This is a genomic window from Flavobacterium panacis (genome assembly GCF_024649945.1).
Taxonomy (GTDB): domain Bacteria; phylum Bacteroidota; class Bacteroidia; order Flavobacteriales; family Flavobacteriaceae; genus Flavobacterium; species Flavobacterium panacis.
The window spans coordinates 1-12,625 of the sequence record NZ_JANKMS010000022.1 but is presented as its reverse complement, the minus strand read 5'-3'; the positions used below and the strand labels follow the sequence as shown (position 1 = coordinate 12,625).

Below are 12,625 nucleotides of genomic sequence, written 5' to 3'. Positions count from 1 at the left end.
TTGTTGAACAAACTGATCGTAATAGATATGTATACATTTTCAAGTAAATTAAAAACTTTTTCTATCATCTTAATGGCCGTTGGTATATTAGGAATTGGGTATGGTTTTTTAAGTGCGCCAAAAGATATTCAAGAAGTTGAAAAAATACTAGCTGCAGATGAACATGGTTCTCATGGTGCTGCACATGAAGAGAAAGCGGAGGCATCTCACAAAGAAGCAGGTCATCATGAAGCTGCTGCTGAAGCATCACATGATTCTCATAAAGGAGCTGAACATGCTGAAGTTTCTGGTGCAAATGAGCACGAAAAACATTTGAAGCATGTATTGCACCAATTGCAAAACAAACCTTGGTCTGCAGTATATGTAGCTTGTATTTTCTTTTTACTGCTTTCTATGGGAGTTTTAGCTTTTTATGCTATTCAACAGGTTGCTCAAGCAGGTTGGTCTCCAGTTTTGTTTAGAGTAATGCAAGGTATTACAGCTTATTTACCAGCTGGTTCAATTATATTTTTCATAATCCTAGTTTTATGTGGATTACACTTTAATCACATTTTCGTATGGTTGGGTGAAGGTGTAACTGATCCTAAACACGCAGATTATGATGCTATTATCGCTGGAAAATCAGGATATTTAAATTTCCCATTCTGGATTGTTAGAGCTTTTATCTTTTTATTAGGATGGAATATTTACCGTCATTTTTCTAGAAAAAACTGTTTAGCGCAAGATGAAGCAAATGATGATCTTTACTACAAAAAGAACTTTAAAGCTTCTGCAGGATTCTTAGTATTCTTTATCGTTTCTGAGTCTATCATGGCTTGGGATTGGATTATGTCTTTTGATCCTCACTGGTTTAGTACTTTGTTTGCTTGGTATGTATTCGCTTCTTTCTTTGTAAGTGGTATTACAGCTATTGCATTAGTAACTATTTACTTGAAATCAAAAGGGTATTTAGAGTATGTAAATACTAGCCACATTCATGATTTAGCTAAATTCATGTTTGGTATTAGTGTTTTCTGGACTTACTTATGGTTCTCTCAATTTATGTTGATCTGGTATGCTAACATTCCAGAGGAGGTAACTTACTTTGTAACAAGAATTCAATTATATAACCTTCCTTTCTTTGGAGCGGTTGTTATGAACTTTGTTTTCCCATTATTAATATTAATCAATACTGATTTCAAACGTCTTAGCTGGGTTATTGTTATGGCTGGTGTTGTAATATTATTAGGTCACTACATTGATTTCTTTAATATGATCATGCCTGGTACAGTAGGAGACAAATGGTTTATCGGAGTTCCTGAAATTGCGTCGGTTCTTTTCTTCTTAGGTTTATTTATATTTGTTGTATTTACTGCATTAACTAAATCTCCTTTGCTTGCAAAAAGAAATCCTTTCATTGAAGAAAGTAAACATTTTCATTATTAATATTTAAAGAAGTAAACAGATGACAAGTTTGTTGGTAATTATAGTTTTAGTTTTATTAGCGGTTGCATTATGGCAATTGACCAAGATATTTGATCTTACTCAGGTTGGAGCATCTTCGGACGATTCTCAAGTTGCATCAGATAATGACAATAACATTCAGGGATATATTTTGTTTGGCTTTTTAGCTTTCATTTATATATTTACTATTTATGGTTTACTAAAATGGGGTAATTTGGTGCTTCATACTCCTGCTTCTGAGCACGGTGGTTTAGTAGATAATTTAATGAATATTACTTGGGTTTTGATCTTTACAGTTCAAGTAATTACTCAAGGTTTATTATACTGGTTTTCTTTTAAAAACAGAGGACATAAAGATAGAAAAGCATTATTCTTTGCTGATAGTAATAAATTAGAGGCAATTTGGAGTATTATTCCATCTGTAGTTTTAGCATGTTTAATTCTTTATGGATTGTATGCTTGGAACAACATTATGTTTGTTGACAAAGATGAAGATGTAATCGAAATCGAATTATACGCTCAACAATTTAAATGGACAGCAAGATATGCTGGTCAAGATAATGTTTTAGGAAAAGCTAACGTACGTTTAATCGAAGGTGTTAATACATTAGGTGTTGATATGTCTGATAAAAACTCTCAAGATGATATCGTAGTTTCTGAATTACATATTCCTAAAGGTAAAAAAGTTCACTTTAAAATGCGTTCTCAAGACGTATTACACTCAGCTTATTTTCCTCACTTTAGAGCACAAATGAACTGTGTTCCTGGGATGGTTACTGAATTTGCTTTTGTTCCAACTTACACTACTTCAGAGTACAGAGAGTTGCCATTTATGGTTGAGAAAGTTGCTCACATCAATAAACTAAGAGCTGAGAAAAGTGTTGAACTAGTTGCAAAAGGAGGAACAGCTTTAGATCCTTATACATTTGACTATTTATTATTATGTAATAAAATTTGTGGAGCTTCACACTACAACATGCAAATGAAAGTTGTTGTTGATACTCCAGAAGATTATAAAAAATGGTTAAGTGAAAAAACTACTTTAGCTCAGGATATTGCAGCAGCAAAAGCAGCTGAGAAACCAGCTGAAGGAGCTGCACCAGCAGGAGATAGTGCTTCTAAAGTTGTTGACACAGTGAAAGCTGTTGTTGATACTGTAAAAGCAGCTGTAGCTAAAGTTGCAATGAAATAATATTATTTAGAAAATTTAAAGTACACATATATGTCAGCAGAAGCGCACGATCACGATCACGGACACGATCACGAGCACGAACATCATCATAAAGAAACGTTCATTACTAAATATATTTTTAGTATTGATCATAAAATGATTGCTAAGCAATACTTGATTACTGGTATTATTATGGGGATCATTGGTATTGCAATGTCCTTGCTTTTCAGAATGCAATTAGCGTGGCCAGAAGAGTCTTTTAAGATATTTAATGTATTATTAGGAGATAAATTTGCACCTGATGGTGTAATGGCAAATGATATTTATCTAGCTTTAGTTACAATTCATGGTACCATCATGGTATTCTTTGTACTGACAGCTGGTTTGAGTGGAACTTTTAGTAATTTACTTATTCCACTTCAAATTGGAGCAAGAGATATGGCTTCTGGATTCATGAATATGATTTCATACTGGTTATTTTTCTTATCAGCAGTTATAATGTTATGTTCATTATTTGTTGAAGCTGGTCCAGCTTCTGCAGGATGGACAATTTATCCACCATTAAGTGCATTGCCTCAAGCAATTCCTGGTTCAGGAACAGGTATGACTTTATGGTTAGTATCTATGGCTATTTTCATCGCATCTTCTTTGATGGGATCTTTAAATTACATTGTTACTGTTCTTAACTTAAGAACTAAAGGAATGTCTATGACTAGACTTCCACTTACAATCTGGACATTTTTTGTAACAGCTATTATTGGTGTTATTTCATTCCCAGTATTATTATCTGCTGCATTATTATTGATTTTTGATAGAAGTTTTGGTACTTCATTCTTCTTATCTGATATTTATATTGCTGGAGAGGTTTTACACTACCAAGGAGGTTCTCCAGTATTGTTTGAGCACTTATTCTGGTTCTTAGGTCACCCTGAGGTTTATATCGTAATTTTACCAGCGATGGGTCTTGTTTCTGAAATTATGGCTACGAATGCTCGTAAACCAATCTTCGGATATAGAGCGATGATTATGTCAGTTCTTGCAATTGCATTTTTATCTACTATCGTTTGGGGTCACCACATGTTTATTTCAGGTATGAATCCTTTCTTAGGATCTGTATTTACTTTTACCACTTTATTGATTGCAATTCCATCTGCTGTAAAAGCATTTAACTGGATTACAACTTTATGGAAAGGTAACTTACAGTTTAACCCTGCAATGTTATTTTCTATTGGAATGGTTTCTACTTTCATCACTGGAGGTTTAACAGGAATCATTTTAGGAGATAGTACTTTAGATATTAACGTTCACGATACGTACTTCGTAATTGCTCACTTTCACTTAGTAATGGGTATCTCTGCACTTTACGGAATGTTTGCTGGTATTTACCACTGGTTCCCTAAAATGTACGGAAGAATGTTAAACAAAAACTTAGGTTATATTCACTTCTGGATTACAGCAGTTTGTGCTTACGGAGTTTTCTTCCCAATGCACTTTATCGGATTAGCTGGTTTACCAAGACGTTACTATACAAATACTAACTTCCCTTTATTTGACGATTTGCAAAATGTAAACGTTTTAATTACGACATTTGCTCTTGTAGGAGGTGCATTCCAGTTAGTATTCTTATACAACTTCTTTAGCAGTATTTTCTACGGTAAAAAAGCAACTCAGAATCCATGGAAATCTACAACATTAGAGTGGACTACTCCAGTTGAGCATATTCACGGAAACTGGCCAGGAGAAATTCCTCATGTATACCGTTGGCCGTATGACTACAGTAATCCAAATCATGATGTAGATTTTGTTCCTCAAAATGTACCAATGAAAGAAGGTGAAGAAGTTTTACACCACTAAAAATAATATAAAAAGGTTGTCAGAAATGACAACCTTTTTTGTTTAGTTAAAGTTTTAAAGCTTTAGTTTCCTATTTTTCAAAACTAATTACTTTCTATATCTTTGTAGGATGAATGAAAATCTTGATCCTACAACTAAGGGATATAACTCAGAAGAATTAGATCTTGAAAAAAGATTGCGTCCGCTGTCATTTGATGATTTTGCTGGTCAGGACCAGGTTTTGGAAAATTTAAAAGTTTTTGTGGCTGCTGCGAATCAACGTGGCGAGGCACTTGATCATGCTTTGTTTCATGGACCTCCTGGATTGGGAAAAACCACTTTAGCTAATATTTTAGCAAATGAGTTACAAGTTGGAATTAAAATAACCTCCGGACCTGTTTTAGATAAGCCAGGAGATTTAGCAGGATTGTTAACTAATCTTGACGAAAGAGATGTTTTGTTTATAGATGAGATTCATCGTCTGAGTCCTGTTGTGGAAGAGTATTTGTATTCAGCAATGGAAGATTTTAAAATTGATATTATGATTGAGTCTGGTCCAAATGCCAGAACGGTTCAAATTAATTTGAATCCTTTTACGTTGATTGGCGCAACTACTCGCTCTGGATTATTAACTGCTCCAATGCGAGCTCGTTTCGGAATTTCTTCTCGTTTACAATATTATTCAACAGAGCTTTTAACTAGTATTGTAGAAAGAAGTGCTGGAATATTAAAAATGCCAATTGATCTTGAAGCCGCAATTGAAATAGCAGGTAGAAGTCGTGGAACTCCACGTATTGCAAATGCATTATTGCGTAGAGTTAGAGATTTTGCTCAAATAAAAGGCAATGGAACTATTGATATAGAAATTTCCAAATATGCTTTAAAAGCACTTAATGTAGATGCCCATGGATTGGATGAGATGGACAATAAGATTTTGTTGACTATTATCAATAAGTTTAAAGGAGGTCCGGTTGGGCTTTCTACATTAGCAACTGCTGTGTCTGAAAGTAGTGAAACTATTGAGGAAGTTTATGAACCTTTCCTGATTCAGGAAGGATTCATTATGCGTACACCGCGTGGTCGCGAAGTGACCGAGAAAGCATATAAACATCTAGGAAAAATAAACACAAATATACAAGGAGGTTTATTTTAATTTTTATGTCTGTGAGTTCAAAATATAACTATCCAAACCAATTATCAATAATTAGATTTTTTAGAGATGCTGAAGGTGTCCGTAGAAATCCGATTCCCTTTCATAGAAGATATTTTGAAAAATTCGGAGATTCTTTTTCTATTAGAATTGGTTTCTCAAAATATATAATATTATCAAGGGATAATGAGGTTGCTCAATATATTTTAGTCAAGAATCAGAAGAATTATCACAAATCTAAATTTCAATCAGTATATCTTTCTAAATATTTAGGAAGCGGACTTTTAACAAGCGATGGAGATTTTTGGTTGAAACAAAGACGTCTTATTCAGCCGGCATTTCATAAACAAAAGATGAATCAGCTTGTTGGTAATATGAATTCAACGATTGCTTTAGAATTAGATAATTTGACTGAAGGAAAGCCAATAGATCTTTTTCCTATTATGAGTAATTTGGCATTTAATGTTGTGGCCAAATCTTTATTTCAGCTCTCAACCGCTGAAGACAAATTTCAACGTATAAAATTTATTATAGAGGAAGTTCAGAATTTCTTAATTAAAGAAATTAGACTTCCACATAAAGCTTGGTGGTTTTCATTGAGTGGTCAAGTGAGGAAACATCTCAAATTAGCGGAAGAGAATAATGCTATAATTCGGGAAATTATTGAAGAAAGAAAAACGTCAGGTGAAGAAATAAATGATTTACTTAATATGCTTTTGGAAACCAGATATGAAGATACTGGTGAAGGTATGTCTGTTGAACAATTGATTGATGAGATTAAAGTCTTGTTTATTGCTGGACATGAAACAACAGCAAATGCTTTAACTTTCACACTTCATCTTTTAGGACAAAATCCTGAAGTACAACAAAAAGTCTTTCAAGAAATCATAGAGGTTGAATCACAAACGGAGAACGTTATCGAGCAGCTTCAAAAAATGACCTATACCAATGCTGTTTTGAATGAATCTATGCGTTTATATCCACCAGCTTGGATTACGGACAGACAAAATCTGGAAGATGATTCGTTAGCTCAATTTAAAATAAAAAAAGATACATTAATTGGAGTTTCTTTTTACGAATTACATCGAAATCCTAAATATTGGAGTAACCCTGATGAGTTTATTCCAGAAAGATTTCTTGGTGAACAGAAGAAAGAATCCATGCAGTATTTTTATCCGTTTGGCGCTGGTCCAAGGATGTGTATTGGAACAGGTTTTGCCATTTATGAAATGTGCTTAACAATAGCACAGATTGTAAAAAAGTATAGAATTCAATCGAATAATGATGCCGTTCAATTCAACCCATTAATTACTCTAAAACCAGTTAACGTAGAAGTTTCATTCTTTAAACGATGAGTATCAATTCTAAAGAAACATATTCAAAATTTATAAAAGCGGAAGCGAAAAGACTGGGTTTTATTTCCTGCGGTATTTCTAAAGCAGGTTTTCTAGAGCAAGAGGCACCCCGCCTTGAAAAATGGCTAAATAACAACCATAACGGGCAGATGGCCTATATGGAAAACCATTTTGATAAACGTTTAGATCCAACATTGTTGGTTGATGACGCAAAGAGTGTAGTTTCTCTTTTACTAAATTATTTTCCATCTGAATCTCAAAATGACGAAAGTTTTAAGATATCCAAATATGCTTATGGGCAGGATTATCATTTCGTTATAAAAGAAAAATTAAAGGAATTTTTACATTCAATTCAGGAAAATATTGGTGAGGTTTCTGGTCGTGCTTTTGTTGATTCTGCACCAGTTTTAGATAAGGCCTGGGCGGCAAAAAGTGGTTTAGGTTGGATTGGAAAAAATAGTAACCTGCTTACTCAAAAAGTAGGCTCTTTTTATTTTATAGCAGAACTTATATTAGATTTAGACTTAGAATATGATCATGCTGTAACAAATCATTGCGGATCTTGTACCGCATGTATAGACGCTTGTCCGACGCAAGCCATTGTAGCGCCTTACATCGTTGATGGAAGCAAATGTATCTCTTACTACACAATTGAATTAAAAGAAAATCTTCCTTATGAAATGAAAGGAAAATTTGATGAATGGATGTTTGGATGTGATACTTGCCAAGATGTTTGTCCGTGGAATAGATTTTCCAAACCACATTCTGAACCTTTGTTTAATCCAAATCCAGATTTACTTTCTTTTACCAAAAAAGACTGGATGGAAATAACAGAAGAAACGTTCAAAGTTGTTTTCAAAAATTCTCCCATAAAAAGAACAAAGTTTGATGGTTTAAAACGAAATATTAAATTTTTAGAGTGACGTTTAATTGTTTGTTTTTTAATGTTTTACGTCATTTGTTATAAGTAAAAGCTTATTTTTAGTTCTTGCGTAATTTTGATTTTTCGTCAATATTTTCTGTAAGAATATATTTTATTCGTAATTCTTTAAGAAATTACGAGTGCTTCATTGTCAAATATTTACACTTTTTGATGTCACAAAGACGTGAACATTTGTTAAATACTGTCGTTTAACGATTTTCTTTGCAGTTTATCGAGTAATATCTTCGGAATCTCAGTCTTTCCTATACTTTCGTAGCTCCAAAACTACTAATTTAATCTTTATAGGACTACTCTATGGGTCTGTCGTCGATAATGCTTATGGTAAAACTTTACTATTACAGTGTTGAAAAAGTTATTTTCAATCACTTCAAAACCAATTCCTACAATTCTTCGTATTTCACCTATATGCTAAAAACGATCATCTGTTTTTTAGCGTCACAATTTTCTGTTCCACAAACTCGAGTTGTCTATGCGTAACTTTACTTTTAAGCAGTCTGGATTTTTCAGACTGGTCCTTTTTGTTTTATTTGTACTATCACCTTTATCTTTATTTGCCCAAGTCTGTGGAACTCCCGGAGTTGACGGACCTGTTGCGGTGTCTAATTCTGTAAATACCTATTATCCAATTAATGGGAATGTTACATTGAGTGCTGGAGCACAATCTATATTTTTAGGCAGTGTACCAGCAACAGATTCGCACAAAAACAGTTTTGGTACAATTCCGATCTCAGTTGGGGATTTGATTTTGATTGTTCAAATGCAAGATGCGACGATAAATTATTCAGATTCTGCTAATTATGGATCTGGAACTACTAATAGTGGCCCAGATAGTGCAGGAGGTACAGGATTTACTGCCTTAGGTAATACTGGTATTTTTGAATATGTAATTGCAACTAATAATGTTCCTCTAGGCGGAGGAAATTTAACATTTAGAGGAACTGGTTCAAATGGAGGGACTCTAAATAGTTTTTATAATGCTCAGGTAACTTCGGAAAGAGGAAAACGAACGTTTCAGGTTATTAGAGTTCCTCAATACTCTAATTTAAAGCTTACGGCTAATATTACCACCCCTCCTTTTAATGGAGTTGCAGGTGGTGTTATTGCATTTAATGTTTCGGGTTCATTTGATTTTGCAGGTTTTAGCATAGATGGAAGTGCGAGAGGATTTAGAGGAGGATATAGCCCAAGAGCAGATTCAGGAATAAACGATGCTACTACTTATGTTGGAAAATATACGGAACAAAATATTTCAGGAAAAGGAGAAGGTATAGCGGGAACGCCAAAATATATGTGGGATGGTTTTAATCAGGTAGTTAATTCTGAGGAAGGCTTGCCTGGAGGATCTTCAGGAAGAGGTGCCGCAGCTAATGCAGGAGGTGGAGGAAACGACCATAACACCGGTGGAGGTGGAGGTGGAAATGGAGGCTATGGAGGTCTTGGAGGTGCAGGATGGCAAGGTGCTGGTGGAGCAGCTTATTCAAATAATAATCTTACAGGAGGAGGAAGACCAGGTTCTTTATCATACACTACAATCACCAAGTTTCCAAGACTTATCATGGGAGGTGGTGGTGGAGCCGGAGATGCAAATGATGCATCATCTGGTGTAAAAGGTGGTGTTGGAGGAGCCATAATTTTGGTGAATGCAGGTAATGTTTTAGGTAACGGATTTATTTATGCTAATGGAGGAAATGGTGCTCCAGGAACTTATTCTGGATCACCTGACGGAGCCGGAGGAGGAGGAGCTGGAGGAACAGTTTTATTAAATATTTCTAATAATAGTACCTCAAATATTACTATTCAAGCGAATGGAGGAGCGGGAGGAAATACAGAAAATGATGCAAATAATGAACACGGACCAGGTGGTGGTGGTGGTGGTGGAATCGTCTACCATAATCTGTCAGGAACTGTAACCATTTCATCTAGTGTTTCTGGAGGTGCTGCTGGTAAATCTGATGCTGGCAAAGGAATTAATCATGGAGCCAAGGACGGAACAAATGGGTATACATCAACTTTTACAGTTGCAGATGTACCGCCAAATTTGCAGGTTAATGCTAATTGTTTTCCTAATTTAAATACTACAGTAAAAACTTTAACAACAACTTCAGTTTGTAATTCCATAGATGAAAAAATTTCTTATGAGATTCAAATAAAAAATACTGGAGCAGGAAATGCTGCTGGTGTAGTTTTAGATTTTGGTTTTCCACCTGGAATTGAATTTGATTCGGCTACTGCAACTTATTCAGCAGATGCTTCTGGACCATCTGGTGCTTTAGCTAATACTGTTACTACAGGAAATACTCCAATATTTGGAGGGTTTAATATTGCTCAGAATGGAGTTGTTACTATAACTTTGATTGGAAAAGTAGTAGCATCTATTAATGCAGGTACTTATAGCTCAAATGCACAAGCTTTGTATTTAGACCCAACACGTACAGCAACGAATTCAACGAGAAAAATTACGGCGTCTATAAATGGTTATGGAAATGCAAATAAAACTTATGAAGTTGCTAGTCCGTCTAATGTTGTTCCTGGAGAAAATTTTAATGGGGAAAGTACTGCTCTTGATAATGTAACAGTTTTAGCTCTACCTGCTGCTCCCGAAGTAACAACTACGCAGCCAATTTGTGAAACGCCAAAAGGAACCATAAGAGTAACTACTCCTGCAAATGGTTCTGGGATAAGCTATACATTAACAGGTACAAGTCCTGTAACTGCTCCAATAAGAAATGCGACAGGTATTTTTAATGATTTAGTTCCTGGAACTTATAAAGTAACTACAACAAATGCACAAGGGTGTACTTCTGCAGCTAGAACGGATATAGCTATTAACCCGGTTACTGGTGCACCAACAACAACAAGCGTAACTATTTGTCAAGATGGTACAGGTACATTAACGGCAACTTCATTATGTACAGTGTCGGTTACTTCAGAATCTAGAAAAGGAAAAGGAAGTATAAGTGGCAGCACAGGAACTACTTGGTTAGACCCATCAAATATTGAATCAAATGGGGTAAATTTTGCTACCTCTAGCAGTAGTAGTGGTAGGAATAGTAATACTAGAAACCTAGTGGCGAGTAATTTTGGTTTTTCAATTCCTACAAATGCTACAATTAAAGGAATTTCAGTGACAATTGGTCGTTTTGCAAGTTCAAATATTGTAAACTATGTTACGGATAATGTAGTAAGTTTAATTAAGACGGGTACTAATATTACTGGGGATAACAAAAGTCTAAATAGTACACCTTGGTCAACTGACAATACAGCTTCATCTACTTATGGAGGACAAACAGATTTATGGGGTACTACTTTGACTCCTCTTAATGTTAATTCATCAAGTTTTGGTGTAGCCTTATCTGCAACCTTAACTAGAAGTATTAGTAGTGGTAGTGTTACAGCATCGGTCGCTTATATACAGGTTTCTGTAAGTTACACAGTAGAAGGGGTAGAATGGTATACAACTTCAACAGGCGGCTCTCCAATTTATACGGGTTATAATTTTAATCCGGTAGGGGTTGCTAATTCAGGTTTGGTAAATACAAGTATAGCGGGAACAACAACTTATTATGCAAGTTGTATCGCCAATTCAAGTTGTAGAACTGCAACAAATTTTGTAATTAATCCAAAACCAACAGTAACTGGGATACCTGCTTCGAGATGTGGTGCAGGAACGGTTACTTTAGGGGCTACTGCATCAGCAGGAACAATCAATTGGTATGCGTCTTCAACTAGTACTACCTCATTGGGGACAGGTACAACTTTTGTGACACCAACTTTATCACAGACGACAACTTATTATATTGATGCAACTGATAACGGTTGTAAAACATCAACTAGAACTGCAGTTACAGCAACAATAAATACTATACCAACGATAACTTCAACAACTGAAGCTTCAAGATGTGGTACGGGATCAGTTACTTTGCAGGCTACTGAGTCAGCAGGAACTATTAATTGGTATGCTTCTCCAACTAGTACTGAGTCATTGGGGACAGGTAGAACTTTTGTAACACGAACTTTATCAGCTACGACAACTTATTACGTTGATGCTATTACAGCTGAAGGTTGTTCTGCATCATCAAGAATTGCAGTTACAGCAGTTATAAATACAGCTTCAACAATTACGCTTACAGCTGGTACACAAAGTCCGGCAGTGTGTTCGGGAACAGCTATATCAAATACAGTCTATACTTTTGGAGGAAGTGCAACAAACGCAATCGTTTCCAATTTACCAGCTGGATTAAGCTCTGTTGTTGATACGAATGCAAAAACAGTTACAATTTCAGGAACTCCAACAGCAGGAGGAACTTACACAATAACAACTGCGGGACATACTTCTCCTTGTACAGAAACTACAATTTCAGGTACCGTAACAGTAAATAGTCGTCCTGGCCAACCAACAATTACTGTAGGTGGTGCAACAACATTTTGTCAGGGAGGTAATGTCGTTTTAACCTCAAGTGATGGAACAAGTTACTTGTGGTCGAACGGAGTAACTACAAAAGCCATAACAGTGACGAATTCTGGGAGTTATAGTGTACAAGTAACAAACACGTCTGGATGCCAAAGTGTATCTTCTAGTACAGTGACTGTTACCGTTACAGCAGCGCCTAATGCAGGAACCTTGTCTGGAAGCCAGTCAATCTGTACAGGAAACCCGACGTCATTTTCAACAAACGGAAATTCGGGTGGTGCGTGGTCAAGCAGCAACACTTCAGTTGCGACTGTTTCCT

Annotated in this window: 7 protein-coding genes; all 7 read left to right on the top strand. The window is 35.5% G+C overall.

Annotated features, from left to right (window positions below):
• The first annotated feature begins 27 nt into the window (after window positions 1–27).
• Window positions 28–1,425 carry a cation-translocating P-type ATPase gene (locus tag NQQ59_RS25045; protein ID WP_144215476.1) on the top strand — a complete coding sequence of 466 codons (1,398 nt, stop codon included), beginning with the start codon at window positions 28–30 and terminating at the stop codon, window positions 1,423–1,425.
• A 19-nt stretch (window positions 1,426–1,444) separates the two neighbouring features.
• A complete protein-coding gene (locus tag NQQ59_RS25040; protein ID WP_144215475.1) occupies window positions 1,445–2,635 on the top strand; it encodes a cytochrome c oxidase subunit II in 1,191 nt (396 codons plus the stop codon).
• A 30-nt stretch (window positions 2,636–2,665) separates the two neighbouring features.
• Window positions 2,666–4,468 (top strand): cytochrome c oxidase subunit I, encoded by a 1,803-nt coding sequence (locus NQQ59_RS25035; protein WP_144215474.1) that lies wholly within the window; start codon window positions 2,666–2,668, stop codon window positions 4,466–4,468.
• Window positions 4,469–4,577: 109 nt separating this feature from the next.
• A complete protein-coding gene (ruvB, locus tag NQQ59_RS25030; protein ID WP_144215473.1) occupies window positions 4,578–5,600 on the top strand; it encodes a Holliday junction branch migration DNA helicase RuvB in 1,023 nt (340 codons plus the stop codon).
• 5 nt (window positions 5,601–5,605) lie between these two features.
• Complete coding sequence (locus tag NQQ59_RS25025; RefSeq protein WP_144215472.1) at window positions 5,606–6,952, top strand: cytochrome P450; 1,347 nt, start codon at window positions 5,606–5,608, stop codon at window positions 6,950–6,952.
• Complete coding sequence (queG, locus tag NQQ59_RS25020) at window positions 6,949–7,875, top strand: tRNA epoxyqueuosine(34) reductase QueG (protein WP_144215471.1); 927 nt, start codon at window positions 6,949–6,951, stop codon at window positions 7,873–7,875. The genes NQQ59_RS25025 and queG overlap by 4 nt, the downstream gene beginning before the upstream one ends.
• A 489-nt stretch (window positions 7,876–8,364) precedes the next feature.
• Window positions 8,365–12,625, top strand: a 4,261-nt coding sequence (locus tag NQQ59_RS25015; RefSeq protein ID WP_372497296.1) for a beta strand repeat-containing protein, incomplete at its 3' end; no start/stop codon positions are given.

Coding starts and splice junctions, on each gene's coding strand:
- NQQ59_RS25040 (WP_144215475.1), top strand. CDS start 1,445: ATGACAAGTTTGTTGGTAATTATAGTTTTAGTTTTATTAGCGGTTGCA.
- NQQ59_RS25035 (WP_144215474.1), top strand. CDS start 2,666: ATGTCAGCAGAAGCGCACGATCACGATCACGGACACGATCACGAGCAC.
- NQQ59_RS25045 (WP_144215476.1), top strand. CDS start 28: ATGTATACATTTTCAAGTAAATTAAAAACTTTTTCTATCATCTTAATG.
- NQQ59_RS25025 (WP_144215472.1), top strand. CDS start 5,606: ATGTCTGTGAGTTCAAAATATAACTATCCAAACCAATTATCAATAATT.
- ruvB (WP_144215473.1), top strand. CDS start 4,578: ATGAATGAAAATCTTGATCCTACAACTAAGGGATATAACTCAGAAGAA.
- queG (WP_144215471.1), top strand. CDS start 6,949: ATGAGTATCAATTCTAAAGAAACATATTCAAAATTTATAAAAGCGGAA.